This is a genomic window from Amycolatopsis sp. BJA-103 (genome assembly GCF_002849735.1).
In the GTDB taxonomy this organism is placed as follows: Bacteria; Actinomycetota; Actinomycetes; order Mycobacteriales; family Pseudonocardiaceae; genus Amycolatopsis.
Map to the genome: position 1 here is coordinate 3,123,663 of NZ_CP017780.1, position 18,406 is coordinate 3,142,068.

At 69.1% G+C, this 18,406-nt stretch carries 12 protein-coding genes; 7 read left to right on the plus strand and 5 right to left on the minus strand.

Annotated features, from left to right (window positions below):
• Window positions 1–40 precede the first annotated feature (40 nt).
• Window positions 41–289 (plus strand): hypothetical protein, encoded by a 249-nt coding sequence (locus tag BKN51_RS13510; protein ID WP_101607976.1) that lies wholly within the window; start codon window positions 41–43, stop codon window positions 287–289.
• On the opposite strand, the gene BKN51_RS13515 is transcribed toward BKN51_RS13510, so the two are convergent.
• Complete coding sequence (locus BKN51_RS13515) at window positions 273–893, minus strand: NAD(P)-dependent oxidoreductase (protein ID WP_101607977.1); 621 nt, start codon at window positions 891–893, stop codon at window positions 273–275. The two genes, BKN51_RS13510 and BKN51_RS13515, sit on opposite strands and share 17 nt — an antisense overlap.
• Window positions 890–1,792 (minus strand): EamA family transporter, encoded by a 903-nt coding sequence (locus tag BKN51_RS13520; protein WP_174720412.1) that lies wholly within the window; start codon window positions 1,790–1,792, stop codon window positions 890–892. The genes BKN51_RS13515 and BKN51_RS13520 overlap by 4 nt, the downstream gene beginning before the upstream one ends.
• Window positions 1,793–1,871: 79 nt before the next feature.
• Between BKN51_RS13520 and BKN51_RS13525 the strand changes: the two genes are divergently transcribed.
• A complete protein-coding gene (locus BKN51_RS13525; protein WP_101607978.1) occupies window positions 1,872–2,744 on the plus strand; it encodes a LysR family transcriptional regulator in 873 nt (290 codons plus the stop codon).
• A 58-nt stretch (window positions 2,745–2,802) separates the two neighbouring features.
• On the opposite strand, the gene BKN51_RS13530 is transcribed toward BKN51_RS13525, so the two are convergent.
• Both BKN51_RS13530 and BKN51_RS13535 read right to left on the minus strand, forming a co-directional pair.
• Window positions 2,803–3,657: an NAD(P)-dependent oxidoreductase gene (locus tag BKN51_RS13530; RefSeq protein ID WP_101607979.1), complete on the minus strand. Its 855-nt coding sequence runs from the start codon at window positions 3,655–3,657 to the stop codon at window positions 2,803–2,805.
• 10 nt (window positions 3,658–3,667) lie between these two features.
• Window positions 3,668–4,543: an NAD(P)-dependent oxidoreductase gene (locus BKN51_RS13535; protein WP_101607980.1), complete on the minus strand. Its 876-nt coding sequence runs from the start codon at window positions 4,541–4,543 to the stop codon at window positions 3,668–3,670.
• A gap of 95 nt (window positions 4,544–4,638) precedes the next feature.
• On the opposite strand from BKN51_RS13535, the gene BKN51_RS13540 reads away from it, so the two are divergent.
• The 4 genes from BKN51_RS13540 to BKN51_RS13555 all read left to right on the plus strand — a co-directional run bounded on the left by BKN51_RS13540 (window position 4,639) and on the right by BKN51_RS13555 (window position 11,899).
• The gene (locus BKN51_RS13540) at window positions 4,639–7,827 is read left to right on the plus strand and encodes a BTAD domain-containing putative transcriptional regulator (RefSeq protein ID WP_101613205.1); all 3,189 of its coding nucleotides are present in this window, start codon (window positions 4,639–4,641) and stop codon (window positions 7,825–7,827) included.
• A gap of 148 nt (window positions 7,828–7,975) precedes the next feature.
• Entirely contained in the window at window positions 7,976–10,552 is a 2,577-nt protein-coding gene (locus tag BKN51_RS13545) for an FtsX-like permease family protein (protein WP_101607981.1), read from the plus strand.
• On the plus strand, window positions 10,545–11,237 hold the full coding sequence (locus tag BKN51_RS13550; protein WP_101607982.1) for an ABC transporter ATP-binding protein: 693 nt from the start codon (window positions 10,545–10,547) through the stop codon (window positions 11,235–11,237). Before BKN51_RS13545 ends, BKN51_RS13550 begins: the two co-directional genes overlap by 8 nt.
• On the plus strand, window positions 11,237–11,899 hold the full coding sequence (locus tag BKN51_RS13555) for an ABC transporter ATP-binding protein (protein WP_101607983.1): 663 nt from the start codon (window positions 11,237–11,239) through the stop codon (window positions 11,897–11,899). Before BKN51_RS13550 ends, BKN51_RS13555 begins: the two co-directional genes overlap by 1 nt.
• 319 nt (window positions 11,900–12,218) lie before the next feature.
• Here the strand turns inward: BKN51_RS13555 and BKN51_RS13560 are convergent, their stop codons facing one another.
• Complete coding sequence (locus BKN51_RS13560; protein ID WP_168214327.1) at window positions 12,219–13,862, minus strand: tannase/feruloyl esterase family alpha/beta hydrolase; 1,644 nt, start codon at window positions 13,860–13,862, stop codon at window positions 12,219–12,221.
• A gap of 241 nt (window positions 13,863–14,103) precedes the next feature.
• Between BKN51_RS13560 and BKN51_RS13565 the strand changes: the two genes are divergently transcribed.
• Complete coding sequence (locus tag BKN51_RS13565) at window positions 14,104–18,396, plus strand: GH92 family glycosyl hydrolase (protein ID WP_101607985.1); 4,293 nt, start codon at window positions 14,104–14,106, stop codon at window positions 18,394–18,396.
• Window positions 18,397–18,406: the final 10 nt, after the last annotated feature.

The window sequence follows — 18,406 nt, forward strand, 5'->3', positions numbered from 1 at the left end:
TACGTTTCTAGAAACACGACGTTACTGTATCGTCCGGTGCATGGAGTTCCTGGCACCCGTGGCCGCGTTCCTCAGCCTCCCGCTCTTCCTGGCCGGGTTCGCGTGGTACGCCGTGCGTGCCCGCCGATGCGGCGTGAGCCAGTCCCTGCTGGCGCCGATCGAGGAGATCTGGGATCCGATAGCGCACAAGACCAACATCGAGATCCAGATCGAGGCGGAACGCAGTCCGGAGACGCCGTCGCCCGGTGACCCACCCGAGATGCTCAGCCGGTTCAATATCCGACGGTGAAATGCCGGTCCTGGCCCGGATTCTCGAGTTCGTCCACGATCGCGATGGCGAAATCCTCCGCCGAGATCCGGGACGAGCCGTCAGCCGCGGTGAGGATGGTGGTCGCTCCACGCCGGTAGCCCCCGGTCCGGATCCCGGGCTCCAGCATCGCGGGCGGGCTGAGGTACACCCAGTCCCCCGCGTGCGCTTCGCAGGCTTGGAGCTGCGTCGTGCTCGCCGAGGCGATGGTCCGCCAGGCCACCGGCACGAACGCCGGGTCGTCGATGACGAGACCGCCGGAAGGCGAGCGCAGCGGTCCGGCACCGCCGACCACCAGGACGCGCGTACCCGCTGCGGCGTCGAGCAAGGCCGTGATGGTGGCGGCGACGGTGTCTTCCGCGCCGGGCGCGGGTCTCGTGGCGCCCACGATGGCGTCGGCTCCGGCGAGGACCGCGGTCATGTGGTCGACGTCGGTGGCGTCGCCTCGCACGACGTCGACGCCCGGGTGCGGGGGTTCAGCCGGGTCACCGCGGAAGACGGCGGTGACGTGGTGCCCGCGGGCGACGGCCTCGGTGACGACACGGGAGCCGGTCATGCCCGACGCTCCGACAACGGCGATCTTCATCGGACGATGCCTTCCTGCTTGGTCTTCGGGGTGATCTGGCCCGCGACGATCGAGGCCAGGGCGAGTGCGAAACCGACGAGCTGGATCAGGCCGAGCGACTGGCCGAGCAGTGCGGCGCCGAGCAGCGCGGCGACCATCGGCGAGAGCAGGCCGAGGACGGCGACCGAGGTGACCGGCAGGGACGTGATGCCGCGGAACCACAGGACGTACGCGAGCAGACCGCCGATCAGCCCGAGCCAGAGGTAGCCGAGGGCCGCGTTCAGGTCGATGGCGGGCGGCGCGCCTTCGAACAGGAAGGTCACCGGCACCAGGAACAGTCCGCCAGCGGTGAGCTGCCAGGAGGCGAACGCCGTCGGTCCGACGTCCGCCGGACGTCCCCACCGTTTGGTGAGGGTGACGCCGAGCGCCATGGTCGCGGCGCCGCCGAGTCCGGCGAGGACCCCGATGACGTCGAAACCGGCCGCCGGTCCGATCACGACCAGCCCGACGCCCACCATCCCGACGATTCCCCAGGCGAACCGCCACGCGGACGGGCTCTGCCGCAGCACGGCCACGGCGAGGATCGCGACGAGGAGCGGCTGGGCGGCGCCGAGGGTGGCCGCGACTCCTCCGGGCAGCCGTTCCGCGGCGACGAAAAGCAGGGGGAAGAACATCCCGATGTTGAGGACGCCGAGGACGGCGGCCTTCAGCCACCAGCCGCCACGCGGGAGGGTGCGGGTGATGGCCAGCGCGATCAGGCCCGCGGGGAGGGCGCGCATGAGCCCGGCGAACAGCGGATGTCCCGGCGGGAGCAGTTCGGTGGTGACGACATAGGTCGTACCCCAGACCATCGGGGCGAAGGCGGTCAGCGCGGTGCCGGTGAGCCCGGCGGTGCGCGGTGTGGTCGTCAGCGTTTTCACGCTTCTCAGCTTCGACGCTGCCGATCAATGAGTCCAACACATGTTTGTCACCTGATCAATCTTGATTCAAGATAGATCTATGGAGCTTCAGCAGATGCGGTACGTCGTGGCGGTGGCGGAGACGAACAGCTTCACTCGCGCCGCGGAACGATGCCTCGTCGTGCAGTCGGCGTTGAGTCACCAGATCGCGCGGCTCGAACGGGAACTCGGCGCTCGGCTGTTCGAGCGCACGAGCCGCAGGGTCCGGATCACGGCCGCGGGTGAGGCGTTCCTGCCTGCCGCCCGTCAATGTCTCGAAGCCGCCGAGAGGGCGGGTTCGGAGGTGGCCGCCGCGGTCGGCGAGATTCGCGGACGGCTGACCGTCGGCGTCATCCCGACCGTCGCGGCGCTCGACGTCCCCGCCGCGCTGCAGACGTTCCACCGGCGGTATCCGCATGTCCGGATCGGACTGCGGGTCGGCGCGAGCGGGCACCTGGTGCAGCAGATCAAGGACGGCGCGATCGAGGTCGCGTTCCTCGGGCTTCCGGTGTCGGACCGGCCGGAGGGCGTGGGTACCTGCGAACTGGGGCGTGACGACCTGGTCGCCGTGGTGGCACCCGGTCATCCGCTCGCCGACGAGTCCGAAGTGGACTTGAAGCGGCTCTCGTCCGAAGTGTTCGCCGACTTCCCCGCCGGATCGGCGGGGCGGGCCCAGACGGATCAGGCGTTCGCCGCGGCCGGAGTGACCCGTGAGGTGGCCTTCGAGGTGACGGCCGCCGACTTCATGGCGCGGCTCATCCATCAAGGGCTGGGAGTGGCGTTGCTGCCGTCGAAGTACGTGCCGAACCTGAGCGGTGTGGTCACCGTGCCGGTGACGGACGCGCCCGCGCGGATCGAGCATCTGGTCTGGAACCGCTTCACGGTCACTCCGGCGGCGAAGGCGTTCCTGGAAGTGCTGGGCGTCGGTCCGTGAAGGACTCCTTCCCTACCCTGAAAGTAGGGAAGGAGTCCTTCACGGACCATCAGCCGGGTCAGCCTTCCTTGATGACCTCGAACAGGCTGGTCCACGAGCTGCGCCCGTGTCCCGCGGCGATCGCCCGGTCGTAGTGCGACTTGACCGCCTCCGGCAGGAGGACGTCGATTCCCGCGTCCCGGCTCGCCTGCACGATGTGGTCGGCGGTCGCGCCCATCATGGTCACGTCGGCCTCGTCGCCGGGGTGGTCGCCCTTCTCGATCTGCTCGGCCGCGGCGTCCAGGTAGAAGTCCATCGTCGCGAACAGGTCCTTGGCGTACGGGACGAACTTCTCCACGGACGTCCCGGCCGAACGCACCAGCGCGCTCGCGTGCATGAACACCGAGAGCGAGTTCAGGAAGATGTCCAGCTGTGCCTGGTAGAACAGCTGCGCCAGCCGGACGTCCTCGCCGAGGAAGTCCGCTCGCCCGATGAGCGCCAGGGTCTCGCGGTACTTCTCGAACACCTCGGCCGGGCCGCTGTAGAAGACGTAGGCCTCCTCCTTGCCCACCAACGGCGCCGGGACCATCAGGCCACCCGCGAGGAACCGCCCGCCACGGGCCTCGACCCACTCCGCGGCTTCGCGGGTCTTCTCCGGGGTGTCCGAGCTGAGGTTGACGATCACCTTGCCCGCCAACGCTTCCTCCGCCTTGCCGAGGATGTCGTACATCGCCGCGTAGTCGGTGAGGCTCAGCAGCACCAGCTCCGATGCCGACACCGCGTCCGCCGGTGTCTCGGCGCGCACCGCACCCGCGGCGACGACGCCGTCCGCGCGGGCGGCGGTGCGGTTCCAGACGGTCACTCCGTGGCCGTTCTCCAGGAATACCCGGACCATGGCCTGTCCCATCGGGCCGAGCCCGATCAGTGTGATCATTGTTCTTTCCTTACTTTTTCAGGAGTTCGATGATGCCGATCAGGTCTTCGGCGCCGTGCCCGGCCGCGACCCGCTTGTCCATCAAGGGCTGAAGCGGCGCGAGCAACTCGGCGCTGACACCCTGTTCTTCGGCGGCCTTCGCCAGGTTCGGGAAGGCCGCGGCCTGCATCGCGAGGTTCGACACGACGCCGGTCACGTAGTCGCCGTCGTCGATCTGCTCGGCCGCGCGCTCCAGGAAGCCGCTCATCGCGTCCATCCAGCCGCGAAGCAGCGGAGCGAACTCCCTCGCTTTGGCTCCGGTGGAGCCGACGAGGGCGAAGGCCTGGATGACACCGATGAAGTGCCCGTACATCCCGCTGAGCAGTGCGATGTCGTACAGGGGCGCCAATCCGGGATCGGCCCCGAGGTAGTTGGCGCCGCCGAAGGTGTCGAGCGCGGTGCGGGCCCGGCCGAAGACGGTGCCCGATCCGCTGTAGAAGATGAACGCCGCGGGCGAGCCGATCATCGGCGGGACGGCCATGATCCCGCCGTCCAGGTAGTCCGCGCCCAGTTCCCCGGCCCACGCGCTCATCTCGCGTGCCTGGCCGGGGGTGCCGTTGGTCAGGTTGATCAGCTGCCGTCCTTCGAGCCCGGCCGCGACCGGGTCCAGGACCTCGTGCACCGAGTCGTAGTCGAGCAGGCAGGCGATCACGATCTTGTTCGCCGCGAGAGCCTCGGACACCGTCGAAGCGACAGTGGCTCCCTTCGCCGCCACGCCCTCGGCGCGGCTCGCGGTCCGGTTCCACGCGGTGACCGGATGCCCTGCGGCCAGCAGTGCCTCTACGAGCGCGGTTCCCATCGCGCCCAGCCCCAGTACCGTCACCGGGGTCTTGCCGTGTTCGGTCATGGGACCACCGTGACGCCGCCCGCGCACGGATCGCTGCGGGTTCGCGCACGGCCGCCCGCACGAGATTGTCGGTGGTCCGCGCTAACGTCGGTTTCGTGCGTTTCGGAGTGCTGGGACCGCTCGCTGTGTGGACGACCGCCGGCGAGCCCGTCGTCGTGCCCGAGGCGAAGGTCCGCCTCCTGCTCGCCGGGCTGCTGAGCAGGGAGGGCAGGGCGGCGTCGGTGTCGTCGCTGACCGACGATCTCTGGGGTGAGCATCCGCCGGGCAACCCCGGCAACACCCTGCAGACCAAGGTCTCCCAGCTGCGCCGCACCCTCGGCAAAGCCGAGCCGGGTGCCCGGGAGATCGTGACGCATCACCCCGCCGGATACGTCCTCGCCGTCGAACCCGGTGACCTGGACGTCCACCGGTTCCGCACGCTCACCGCCCGTGCCCGTGAGGCCGTCGATCCACGTGCCAGGGCCGCACTGCTGGCGGACGCGCTGGCGTTGTGGCGCGGGCCGGCGTATGCCGGGTTCGAGGACGAGACCTTCGCCGTGGCCGCGGCACAGCGACTGGAGGAGGAACGGCTGCTCGCCGAGGAGGAGCGAGCCGAAGCCCGGCTGGCTCTCGGCGAGCATGGGGTCCTCACCGGGGAGCTGGCCGGTCTGGTTTCACGGCATCCGTTGCGGGAGCGGCTCCGAGGCCTGCTGATGCGCGCGTTGTACGCGGCCGGGCGGCACAGTGAGGCGCTCGAAACCTACGCCGAGCTGCGCACCCGTCTGCGTGACGAGTCCGGCCTCGAACCGGGGCCGGAGCTCGCGGCCCTACACCAGGCCATCCTCACCCGGAGCCCCGATCTCGAACCCGTCCGTGCCACCGCACCGGTGCGGGGGAACCTGCCGGAGGCGCTGACCGAACTGGTCGGCCGCACGACGGCGGTCAAGGAGGTCGGAGCGCTCGTCACCGACTCACGGCTGGTCACCCTCACCGGTCCGGGCGGGGTGGGCAAGACCAGGCTCGCGATCGAGGCCGCGTCGAAACTGGCGATGGCCGACGGCACCTGGCTGGTCGAACTGGCGGGCCTGGACAACGTCGAGTGCCCCACCTGCCCGCCGGAAGACCTGGTCGCCGTCGTCCTGACGGCCGTGCTCGACGTCCGGGAGGAGGCCACTTCCGCGAAGACACTGACGCGCTCACTGGCCGATGCGTTGCGCGACAAAGAGATCCTGGTCGTCCTGGACAACTGCGAACAGGTCGTCGAACCGGTCGCGGCGCTGGTGGAGAGGCTGCTGGCGGCGGCACCCCGGCTGCGCGTGCTCACGACCAGCCAGGAGCCGCTCGGGCTGCCAGGGGAGACCGTCTGGGCGGTCCCGCCGCTCGAACTGCCCGAGCAGGCCGATTTCGCCACCGTGCGGGAATCGAGTGCCGTCCGGCTGTTCACCGCCCGGGCAACGGCCGCCGCCCCGGGTTTCGCGCTCGACGCGGAGAACGCGGCCGTGGTCGCCCGGATCTGCCGCACGCTCGACGGGATCCCGCTGGCGCTCGAACTCGCCGCCACCCGGGTGCGGACGCTCGGCGTGCACGAACTCCTCGCCCGCCTCGACGACCGGTTCGGCCTGCTGTCCTCGGGCAGACGGGGCGGACCACGCCGTCAGCAGACCCTCCGCGCGATGATCGACTGGAGCTGGAGTCTGCTGAGCGAGCCCGAACAGATCGTGCTGCGCAGGCTCGCCGTCCATGCCGAAGGCTGCGGTCTCGACGCGGCCGAGTCGGTTTGCGCGGGCGGAGAGATCGCCTCCGCCGACGTCCTGGACCTGCTGGCCCGGCTCGTCGACCGGTCTCTGGTGGTCAGCAGGCCGGGCAGGTCGGGCGAACCGCGGTTCCGGCTGCTGGAGTCGGTCTCGGCGTACGCACTGGAACATGCCGGGCAGGCGGGCGAACTCGACGACCTGTACCTGCGGCATGCCCGTTTCCACGTCGAACTGGCCGAACGCGGCGACGCGGGATTGCGCGGCAAGGAACAGCGGCGCTGGCTAAACAGGCTCGACACCGAAGGCGCCAACACCCGCCGCGCGCTGGAAACCCTGTTGCGACAAGGCGAACACCGGCTCGCGTCGCGGCTGGTGAACGCGACGACGTGGTTCTGGTTCCTCCGCGGCAGGCTGACCGAGGCCCGGCGCTCGTTGGACCTCGTGCTCGTCCCGGAGAGCGCCACCGGCGACGAACACGCGCAGGCACTCGGCTGGCGTACCGGCATCGCCGTGCTCGACGGCACCTGCACCGAGGGTGCGGCGGAGGAAGCCGTGTGGGGCATCGCCGATCCCGTCGCGCGCGCCCGGTCACTGTGGTTCCTCGGCTACGCGTGGTCCACGATCGGCGACCTGTGCCGCGCGGAGAAGCTCACGCTCGGCGCGCTGGAAACCGCCCGTGACGTCGGCGACGACTGGGGTGCCGCGGCCGCGCTGAGCGACAGGGCGGGACACCTGATCGCCGGGGGCGATCTCACCGGCGGCGGCCGCATGGCCGCCCAGAGCGCCGGGATCTTCGACGGCCTCGGCGAGCGCTGGGGCTGGCTGCAGGCATCGTTCGTCCTCGGCATGCTGGCCTCGATCGCCGGGGACTACGACCACGCCGCCCGCGTCCACCGAGAGAGCCTTCGCCGCGCGGAGGAGCTGGCGCTGTGGCCGGAGGTCGCCTACAAACTGTCCTGGCTCGGCCGGACAGCGCTGCTCACCGGAGACTTCCAGGAGGCCAAGGACTTCCACGAGCGGGCCAAAGCGCTGGCCATCGAACACAGCTTCACCCCCGGCGAGGTCTACGCCGAGACAGGGCTCGCGCTCGGCGCGCGACGCCAAGGGCTGTTCGACGAGGCCGAGCGGCGACTGCTGTCCATTTTGGACTGGCATCGCCGGGTGGAGTCCGCGGCGGGCAGCACCCTGATCCTCGCCGAGCTCGGGTTCATCGCCGAGCAACGCGGAGACGCTGTGAAGGCGAAGAAGCTCCAGTTGGATGGCCTGGCCGTCGCTCGCCCCAGCGGCGATCCTCGCGCGATCGCCCTCGGTCTCGAAGGCCTTGCCGGCGCGGAAGCGGGAGCCGGCTCGTATCACCGTGCCGCACGCTTGCTGGGTGCCGCCGCGGCCTCCCGGGAATCGGCGGGTGCTCCCCTGCCGAAGGCCGAACGCGGCGACGTCGACAGGATCACCGGAGTCATCGTCGCGGCTCTCGGGGAAACCGCGTTCTCCGAGGAGATCGCGATCGGCGAAGCGGCCTCAATCGATCAACTCGTGACAGACAGTCAGTAGCCGGGCACCCGCGTCACCACAATGGACCAAGGATTTACTTCACGTCGGCAACAAAGGGTGATTTCTTTCTGTCGCCGAGCCTCCCTGACCGGTAGCGTGCGTATCCATGCGGGTGAGGTGGGGGGCTCCCGGCGGGCCCAAGGTGACGATGCCGTGGCGAGCGGCTCCGCGGGCGGCATTGACCAGCCCTTTGACTTTGATCATCGCCGCGGTGACCGCCTTACTGGCCTGTTTCCTCGGTACCGCCGCCGTCCTGCAGGCTTCCGCCGCGGGCGGTGCGGCGGTCGCGTACCAGTCCGGCATCGCCTGCCCGGATTACTACGGACCTGTTTTCAGCAAGGACAACGTCCCTGCCGCGGCTGCTCCGCAGATCATCGACTCGATCCGCCGTCAGGCTCCGGCGCACGGTTTCACCGCGCCGGTCACCTCCCGCTACACGACCGTTCTCGTCGGCACCGAGTTCAACGGGGATTCCAACTACAAGGTCACCCTCGCCCACCGGGACCAGGCGGTTCCGGGCCACCTCGACGTGACGAACGGGTCGGCGGGCACCGGGCTCCTGCTCGGCACCGTCGTGGCCAAGGCGGAAGGGATCAAACCCGGGACCACGCCGAGCTTCCAAGGCGCCCAGCTCCCTCCGGTCACCGGGCTGTACCGCGACCTCGCCGACCCGGCGCCGCGGTGGTGGTGCTCGCAGCAACGGAACGCGGTGGTCAGCAGGCTCGCCAACGACCCGCTCGACTCGGTCATGTTCGCCACCGACGGGAAGACGTTCGACGACGCCGTCCGCACGCTGGGCCTTCCGGCGATCAAGGCGCTGCACCTGTCGTTCTACGAGGCTCCGCCCAAGACCGTGAGCGAGGCAGAGGACCTGCTGGAACGCTCGAAAGCGCTCATCGCCGACGTCAAGGCGGATCTGGGTGCCCGTGGCCTCGGTGACGCGATCACCGGTTCGGTGCCGTTCGAGCGTTCCGTGGAGATCAGCAACCAGGCCGAATCGAATGTCCTGGTGTCGATCCTGCCGCTCGCGGCCATCAGCATCCTGGTCGGCTGCGCCGGTATCGGCACCGTCGCGCTGCAGTGGCACCAGCGCCGTCACCCGCAGCTGCGGCTGCTGGCCGCCCGCGGCAGCGCGCCAGGAGCACTGGGAATGCTCGCGGTCGCCGAACTGGGGCTTCCCATCGTGGCCGGTGGTGTGGCAGGCGGGGTGCTCGCCCGGCTGTTGCTCGGGGTTTACGGACCGCCAGGGGAAATCGGCGAAGGGGCGCTGCTGAGAGGGTCGCTCGTCGCGGCCGTGATCCTCCTCGTTTCGCTCGCGCTGCTGGCCGGGGTGATCGCCTTCCGCACGCATCGGGAGTTCGAACTCGGCCGGGTCAAGTCCGGACGCCGCAAGGGCATGAAGCTGCTGGCGATCTTCCCGTGGGAACTGCTCACCGCCGGCGTCGCCCTGCTCGGCTGGACCCGGCTCGTCGACTACAGCAAGGGATCCCGGATCGGGAACCCGCTCCCCCAGGTCGACCCGCTCGCGCTCACCTATCCGGTGTTCGTCGTGCTCACCGTCGGCCTCCTGGCCGCGCGACTGGCCTGGCTCGCGCTGCTCGCGTCGCACCGCGCGCGGCTGTGGTCCCGGCCCGCGCTGCAACTGGCGATCCGGCGGCTCGCCAGCGCTCGCGCGCCGGTCACCGGTGTCCTCGTGATCGGCACGCTGGCCATCGGCACCCTGGCGACCGGGATCGGGATCGCGCGCGGGCAGGAGGAGGCGCTGCACACCAAGTCGGCGATCTTCGTCGGCGCCGAGACCCGGGTGGACACCGAAAGCGTCATCGGCACCGGCCAGATCCCCCTGCCCGCCGAGATCAACGGCAACACCACGATCGTCGGCGAACTCACCGGCACGGGCAACGTCGTGCTGGTCGTGGATCCGCAGACCTTCCGGCGCGCCGCCACCCTCGGCCCGCTCGACAGCACCGAGGTCGACCGGTTGCTCGGCAGCCTGTCGGGTCCCGGCAACGGCGTCCCGGCTATCCGGGTCGGGAACGACGCGGCCCAGAAACCCCGGCTGGGAGCCGGTCTCCCGGATGCCAGGACGATCGGCGAGCTGCCGATGTTCCCGATCATCGGCACCAAGGCCGGGTACGTGATCTCCCGGGAATCGCTCAGCGCCGCGCAAATGCGCGCGGTGCCCAAGTGGAGCCTGCTGTCCGGCTCGTCGATGACGCAGGTGACCGAAGCGCTGGTCTCCGTGGGAGTGGCCACGGCGGTCAACCGCGTCACCCGTGACTCCGCCCTCGACGCGCTTCCGTTCTACGTCGTGTCCTGGACGTTCTCGTTCATGGCCCTGCTCGGCGCCGTGCTCGGCGTGGTGGCGGTGCTGTCGCTGCTGGTCGCGGTCGAAGTCCGCCGACGCCAGAACGCGCTGGCCGGGGCGCTGGTCCTGCGGATGGGGATGCGACCGCGCGCCCTGCTGGCGAGTCACCTGATGGAACTGGGCGCGCTCAGCGGGCTCGCGGTGGTCATCGGCGTCGCCTGCGGGATTTCGGTCGCGGGGCTTTCGGTGCCGCGCTTCGACCCGGCGACCTTCCTCGCCCCGCGGTCGGCACTGCCCAACCCGACCCCGATGGCCCTGACCGTGCTGGCCGTCGGCGTGCTCGTCGTGGCGCTGGCAGGCTGGATCGCGATGCGCTCGGTGCGCACCGCCCGGACCGCGGAGCTGATTCGTGCCTGAGAAACCGATCTTCCGGCTTCGCGGGATCGGCGTCGACTACCAGACGCCCGCGGGCACCGTCACCGGTGTCGACGACGTCACCATCGACATCCCCGCACGCGGGATCACCGTACTGGCCGGGCCGTCCGGTTCCGGCAAATCCACCCTGCTGCGGACACTCGGCCTGTTCGAGCAGCCCGTTCGGGGCACGATCTCCTTCCAGGGCACCGAAACCGCCACGCTGCGGCATCGCGACCGGCGAGCGCTGCGGCGCAACCACCTCGGCCTGGTGTTCCAGAACCCGACCGACAACCTGCTCGCGTACCTGAGCGTCGCCGACAATCTCCGCGCGGCGGCGGAATCGGCCGGAACGGAATGCCTGCCCGACGACATCCTCGAACAGCTGGGGCTCGGCGGCACCGGCGCCTGGCAGATCTCCGCGCTGTCCGGCGGGCAGCAGCAGCGCCTCGCGTTCGGCTGCACCCTGGCGCGCCGCTCGACCGTCGTCCTCGCCGACGAGCCGACGTCCCAGCTGGACGAAGGGTCGGCCGACCTGGTACTCGACACGCTGAAGTATCTGGCGGACCAGGATTTCGCCGTGATCGTCGCTTCGCACGACGACCGGCTCATCGAACTCGGCAGCCGCGTCGCGCGGATGCACAAAGGCAGCCTCGAAGCTGTCGAAGAACGGGAGGTCGTGCCGTGATGGCGGAACCCGCCCTCGAGGCCGTCGGGTTGCGCCGCCGGTTCCCCCATCCCAGCGGGGACGTCGAAGTCCTGCGCGGGCTCGAACTGCGGGTGGCCCCGGGCGAACTGGTCACCGTTTCCGGGCGGTCCGGTTCCGGCAAGAGCGCGCTGCTGGCCCTGCTGTGCGGCTTCGACTCGCCGGATTCCGGCAGTGTCCTGCTGGACGGCGTCCCGATAGCGGGCGCGCCGCCGTGGCACACCTGCGCCGTCCTGCCCCAGGCGCTCGGTCTCGCGAACGAACTGACGATCGCGGAGAACGTGGCGCTGCCGTTGCGGCTCCGGTCCGACATCCCCAAGCCCAGCGCGAAGGACATCCACGCGCGGGTTTCGGAACTGCTGGAGGAACTCGGGATCGGTGACCTCGGCGACCGCTATCCCCTCGAGGTCTCCTTCGGGCAGCAGCAGCGGGTGGCACTCGCCAGGGCCGTCAGCGGGCGGCCTCGGGTCCTGCTCACCGACGAACCGACCGCGCACCTGGACGCCGGGAGCACGCCGCGGGTGCTGAGGCTGCTGCGACGCTGCGCGGAAGAGGGCGCCGCGGTCATCGTGGCGACGCACGACGACGACGTGCACCGGATCGCGGACCGGCGGGTACGGCTGCTGGACGGCGTGCTTTCCTGACTGGCTCAGAAGTGCAATGAAGGGGACTTTCATTGCAAATTTTGCGATGAAAGTCCCCTTCATTGCACTTGCAGCCGGACGGGGGCGTGGTGCGGGTCAGTGGCTGCGTGATGTCCGTCCTATGACGCCGACTGTGTGGATTTTGGTGCGTTGGATGACCAGAAATCCACACACCCCTACCGCAGGTAGCACCTCACACCGGAGACACGAATGGCGAGTCTCGCGGTCTCAGCATCGATTGTTCCCAATGTCGCATTCGAGACGCTCAGCGACTCAAATGCGACATTGGGAACAGCGAACACGTCCGACGGCCGACGCGCTAAGGAGCGACCGGGCCCGCCTTCCCGTACAGATCGTTCCCGGCCCAGTTCACGATGTCCTGCGAAGGCCGAGACGGCGGGACCGGCACGAAGTTCGCGGCGTCGTCGACGCTTCCGGTGCCGTCGTACTTGGCCTGCAGCGGGTACGGGAACACCGGCCGGGTGCGGAAGACCTTGCCGTCGGCGTCGCGGCCGGTGGCGATCGTCCGGTCCGGTGCGGTGCCGCGTTCGACCCAGGAGACCAGTTCCTTCAGCGGGTCGTACTCGGTCAGCTTGTCGCCGGTCGCGCAGTGGTACAGGCCGGGGACCATGAACAGCCGCGCCCAGTCCCGCGTCGCGGCGGGACCGCCGTTGGCGCGGGTGAGCCGCTGGTAGTAGTCGATGGTGCCCGCCGCGGGGATGGCCTGGTCCGCCCAGCCGTGCCAGATCACGAGTTTGCCGCCGGAGCGCCGAAACTCACGCAGGTCCGTCGACATCGCGTTGGAGCGGATGCCTTCCGGGGTCAGCCTGTCGAATTCACGCGAGGTGAAGGCGAACTTGTCGACCGACGAATGCGGTGTCCCGATCGGGTAGGCCATGTACTTCAGGTAGTTGTCGGCGAGTCCGTACGCGGCGGGGATACCGCCGAACTCCGGCGCCGGGATGATCCAGCCGTACCAGGACAGTTCGGAGCCGACGGTCTGGCCGCCCGGGTACAGCTTGCGGCCGCGTTCGTCGGTGGGCGGCGCGTAGATCTTCTTGGTGGCCTCGACCTGGGCCGGGGTGAGGCAGCCGGCGTTGTCGGTGCCGGTCGGACAGGCGATCGTCGCCGGGTCGAAGCGGCAGGTGCGCGGGTCGTCGATGGCGCCGTCACCGAGTCCGTCGGACTTGTCGCAAGAGGACAGTGCGGCGGCGTGCAGTGCCGGGAGCTTTTCCGCGGTCAGGATCGGCTTGCCGTCGGCGCCGGTGTTCACCTTGGCGAGCCAGGTCTGGTAGGCGCCGATGAGCGGACCCCAGTAGCCGGCCGGTGCGCCGGCGATGATGCCGTCGAAGTCGTGCGGGTAGCGCTGCGCGAGCAGGAGCGCTTCGCGGCCGCCGTCGGAACAACCGCTGAAGTAGGACTTCTTCGGCGGAGCGCCGTAGAACGCCGAAATGAGGCGCTTGGACGCCTTCGACACCACGTGCGGGGCCCGGAACGCGAAGTCGTCGCGCGCGGCCTGGTTGTTCTCGGCCCATTTGCCGTCGTCGAAGATCAGCTCGCTCTTGCCGACGTGACCGTCGTCGGTGGCCGCGACCGCGACGTCGCCGCCGTGGGGCAGTCCGCAGTCGGCGAACGGCGGGGTGCTGACGACACCGCAGAACCCGCCGCAGCCGAACTGCAGATACCGGCCCGCGTAGGTCTTGGTTGGCAGCCGGAGCTGGAATTGCACCGCCGGTTCGACGTAGCCGCGGACGTCGCAGTTCTCCGGTTCGGTCGCCGTCGCCGGCACCACGGTCGCGGTCTTGACGTGCGTGACCGCCCCGGGAACGTCGTAGGTCCGCACCAGGTCGGCGCAGGTGCGCACCGGGCGGAAGGTCGTTTCGCCGGCGGTGGCCGCCGGTGCCGTGAGTATCGAGCCTGCCGTGATGAGCGCTGCCACGCCGAGCATGGACAACCGCCGCATTTCCCCACCCCAGTTTCCCGGATCGGCTTTCAGTCGGACTCATTCACCCTGGCCCGGCCCCCGGAGGTTGTCCACCGGGTTTCACAAGCGCTCGCGAGGGCATCCGGGTTGTCCAGTTCGGGCCAGGTTTGTCCGAGTGTCTTGACATCGATGTCACAACCGAGTTCTTCTCTCTTGGCGTCCCCGGTCCCCCGCCTGTGCGGCGCCCAGCATGCCCCCGCGAGAAAGCATTGGTGCAACGATGCCCCGAAGCGTCAGACCTTGGGTCTGCAGCCTCTTGAGTGCCACGGTCGTGGCGTCTGGGCTGGTAGCCCTCCCGGCCACCGCCGCGGCCGAAGAAGCTCCGCCGGACTTCTACTCCTCTTTCGAACAGGGTGAACCGCAGCCGACGTGGAGCGACACCGTCGACGTCGACCCGTCCGGCAAGCCGAAGGCGTTCGGCGTCGACGGCGCGAACGCCACCACCATCCCCGGTGACATCCGCGGCAAGGTCACCGAGACGTCCGCCAACAGCGAGAACACCCCGAACGAGGGGGTGTCGAACCTGGTCGACGGCTCGGCCGACACCAAGTGGCTCGCCTGGACGCCGACCGGCTTCGCGCAGGTCGTGCTGTCCGAGCCGACGTCGATCACGCGGTACGCGCTGTCCTCGGCGAACGACTTCGACAACCGCGACCCGCAGGACTGGACGCTACAGGGCTCCACGGACGGCCAGGCCTGGACGGATCTGGACAAGCAGACCGGCCAGAAGTTCTCGGGGCGGTTCCAGGCCAAGGAGTACCGCCTGCCCGCGGCGAGTGCCGCGTACAAGTTCTTCCGGCTGAACATCACGAAGAACAACGGCGGCGACATCATGCAGCTCTCGGAGCTGCTGCTGGCCAACGAGGACCCGGCGCCGCCTGCCCTGCCGAACATGCGCAGCTTCGCCGACAGCGGCCCGACGGGCGGCTACACGAACAAGAACCGCGTCGGCTTCACCGGCACGCGGGCGTTCCGCTACTCCGGCAGCCACAAGGCGCAGGGGCACGGCTGGTCGTACAACAAGATCTTCGACGTCGACATCCCGGTGGCGGCGACCTCGGAGCTGTCCTACAAGGTGCAGCCGGAGTTCATCCGCGGCGACCTGAAGTACCCGAGCACGAACGTCGCGGTGGACCTGGCGTTCACCGACGGCACGTACCTGAGCCAGCTCGGCGCGGTCGACCAGTACGGTTTCGGGCTTTCGCCGCAGGGCCAGGGTGCGAGCAAGGTGCTCTACACCAACCAGTGGAACCTGGTGCGCTCGCAGATCGGCGTGGTCGCGAAGGGCAAGACGGTCGACCGGATCCTGGTCGGCTACGACAACGCGAGCGGCCCGGGTTCGCTGCAGGGCTGGCTGGACGACATCAAGGTCTCGGCCACGCCGACGCCGCCGGCGAGCCTTCGCCCGAGCGACAACGTGCTGACCACGCGCGGTTCGTTGTCGAACGGGTCGTTCTCGCGCGGCAACAACATGCCCGCGACAGCGGTGCCGCACGGGTTCAACTTCTGGATCCCGACGACCGACGCGGGCACGTTGAGCTGGATGTACTCCTACCACTCGCGCAACAACGAGCAGAACCTCCCGGCGCTGCAGGCGTTCTCCGCGAGCCACGCGCCGAGCCCGTGGATGGCCGACCGGCAGACCTTCCAGTTCCTGCCCTCGACCGCCACCGGCGTGCCCAACCCGGATCGTGAAGCACGGAAGCTGCCGTTCAAGCACTCGAACGAGACGGCACGGGCGCACTACTACGGCGTCGATTTCGAGAACGGGATCAAGACCGAGGTCGCGCCGACCGATCACGCGGCGCTGTACCGGTTCAAGTTCCCCGGTGCGGACTCGAACCTGATCTTCGACAACGTCAACAACAACGGCGGGCTGACCCTCGACCCCGCGGGCCGGGCCATCACCGGCTACAGCGACGTGAAGAGCGGGCTGTCCGCGGGCGCGTCGCGGATGTTCGTCTACGCCACCTTCGACAAGCCGGTGACCGCCGGTTCGAAGCTGTCGACCGGTTCCGGTGACCAGAAGCGGGACAACGTCCTCGGTTACCTCAAGTTCGACGCGGGCGCCGACAAGACGGTGAACATGCGGATCGCGACCTCGCTGATCAGCGTCGAGCAGGCGAAGAAGAACCTGGCGCAGGAGCTCGCCCCGAACGCGACGGTCGAGTCGGTCGGTGAGACGGCGGCGAAGGCCTGGGACGAGAAGCTCAAGGTCATCGAGGTCGAGGGCGCGTCGAAAGACCAGCTGATCACGCTGTACTCGAACCTGTACCGGCTCTTCCTGTACCCGAACTCGGGCTTCGAGAACGTCGGCACCGTCGAGAAGCCGGTGAAGAAGTACGCGAGCCCGGTGTCGCCGAAGACCGGACAGGACACCCCGACCCAGACCGGGGCGAAACTGGTCGACGGCGAGTTCTACGTCAACAACGGCTTCTGGGACACCTATCGCACGGTGTGGTCGGCGTATTCGCTGCTCAGTCCGGACACGACCGGGAAGCTGGTCGACGGTTTCGTGCAGCAGTACCGTGACGGCGGCTGGATCTCGCGCTGGTCCTCCCCCGGCTACGCGGATCTGATGACCGGAACCAGTTCGGACGCCGCTTTCGCGGACGCGTATCTCAAGGGAGTCAAGGGTTTCGACGTCCAGTCGGCCTACGACTCCGCGATCAAGAACGCCACCGTGACGCCGCCGAACGGGGCGGTCGGCCGGAAGGGCATCGACGAGGGCACGTTCCTCGGGTACGCGCCGAACACCGCCGACCACGGGTTCTCGTGGGCGATCGAGGGCTACGTCAACGACAACGCCATCGCGAACATGTCGAAGAAGCTCTACGACGAGGCTCCGGCGACAGACCCGCGCAAGCAGGAGTACCTGGACAACTACGGGTACTTCACCGAGCGGGCCACGCAGTACGTGAACGTGTTCGACCCGAGTGTCGGCTTCTTCCAGGGCCGTGACGCGGCGGGCAAGTTCACCCGGGCGAAGGACCAGTTCGACCCGGAGGTCTGGGGTATCGACTACACCGAGACCAACGCGTACGGCATGCGGTTCTCCGTTCCGCAGGACGGCCAGGGCCTGGCGAACCTCTTCGGCGGCAAGGCGGGGCTGGCGTCCAAATTGGACGAATTCTTCGCCACCCCGGAGACCGGCCTGAAGTACGGCAGCTACGGCGGGATCATCCACGAGATGACCGAGGCGCGGGACGTCCGGATGGGCATGTACGCCCATTCCAACCAGGCCGCGCACCACACGCTCTACATGTACGACTACGCGGGTCAGCCGTCGAAGACGCAGGCGAAGGTCCGCGAGGCACTGGCGAGGTTGTACGTCGGCAGTGAGCTCGGCCAGGGCTACGGCGGTGACGAGGACAACGGCGAGCAGTCGGCCTGGTGGCTGTTCGGCATGCTGGGCTTCTACCCGTTGCAGGTCGGCAGCTCGGACTACGCGATCGGGTCGCCGCTGTTCACCAAGGCGACCGTGAACCTGCCCGGCGGCAAGAAGATCGTGGTCAACGCGCCGAAGAACAGCGCGAAGAACGTCTACGTGCAGGGCCTCAAGGTGAACGGCAAGGCCCAGTCCTCGACGTCGCTGGCGCATTCCGCGATCGGAGGAGGCGGGACGCTCGACTTCGACATGGGCCCGAACCCGTCGTCGTGGGGCACCGGCCCGGACGACGCGCCGAAGTCGATCACCAAGGGCGACGCGGTGCCGACGCCGGTGCACGACCTGACCAAGCCGGTCTCCGGCGGGGACGCCGCGTTCTTCGACAACACGTCGCGGACCGAGGCGAAGGTCAAGGCACCGATCCAGTACCAGGTGCCTTCGACGAAGGAGGCGGGTTCGTTCTACACGCTGACGTCCGGCAAGGGCGCGGGCGACGCGAAGAGCTGGGTACTGAAGGGTTCCTACGACGGGAAGACCTGGGCGGTCGCGGATGCGCGGACCGACCAGAAGTTCCCGTGGCGTCAGCAGACCAGGGCGTTCAAGATCGCGAACCCGGCGCACTACGCGTACTACCGGCTCGAGGTCACCGCGACCACGGGCGGGGAGGCGTCGCTGTCGGAGTTCGAGGTGCTCGGCAAGCCCGACGCGGCGTGCACCCAGACGATCACGGCCGCGCACAAGGGCCCGCTGACCGTGCGCAACGGGGTGACCTGTGTGGACGGTGCGACGGTGTCCGGCCCGGTTTCGGTGGCGCCGGGTGCGAGCCTGATCGTCCGCGGCGGGTCGATCTCCGGGCCGCTGACGGCGACGGGTGCGGCGCAGATCGTGCTGGACCGGACGAAGGTGAACGGCCCGGTGGCGATCACCGGGTCGACCGGGCCGGTGTCGATCGAACTGACCGAGATCGGCGGTCCGGTGGCGTTGACGGGCAACAAGGGGCCGGTGCTGACCTCCAGCACGATCGGCGGACCTCTGGCGTGCGCGGCCAACTCCCCCGCTCCGACGGACTACGACCTGCAGAACACCGTCCGCGGTCCGTCCGCCGGGCAGTGCGCGAAGCTGTAGTCCTCCGGTA

Bases quoted from the DNA above. Each gene is read 5' to 3' on its own strand.
- BKN51_RS13510 (WP_101607976.1), top strand. From the start codon at position 41: ATGGAGTTCCTGGCACCCGTGGCCGCGTTCCTCAGCCTCCCGCTCTTC.
- BKN51_RS13515 (WP_101607977.1), bottom strand. From the start codon at position 893: ATGAAGATCGCCGTTGTCGGAGCGTCGGGCATGACCGGCTCCCGTGTC.
- BKN51_RS13525 (WP_101607978.1), top strand. From the start codon at position 1,872: ATGGAGCTTCAGCAGATGCGGTACGTCGTGGCGGTGGCGGAGACGAAC.
- BKN51_RS13530 (WP_101607979.1), bottom strand. From the start codon at position 3,657: ATGATCACACTGATCGGGCTCGGCCCGATGGGACAGGCCATGGTCCGG.
- BKN51_RS13535 (WP_101607980.1), bottom strand. From the start codon at position 4,543: ATGACCGAACACGGCAAGACCCCGGTGACGGTACTGGGGCTGGGCGCG.
- BKN51_RS13545 (WP_101607981.1), top strand. From the start codon at position 7,976: ATGCCGTGGCGAGCGGCTCCGCGGGCGGCATTGACCAGCCCTTTGACT.
- BKN51_RS13555 (WP_101607983.1), top strand. From the start codon at position 11,237: ATGGCGGAACCCGCCCTCGAGGCCGTCGGGTTGCGCCGCCGGTTCCCC.
- BKN51_RS13560 (WP_168214327.1), bottom strand. From the start codon at position 13,862: ATGCGGCGGTTGTCCATGCTCGGCGTGGCAGCGCTCATCACGGCAGGC.
- BKN51_RS13565 (WP_101607985.1), top strand. From the start codon at position 14,104: ATGCCCCGAAGCGTCAGACCTTGGGTCTGCAGCCTCTTGAGTGCCACG.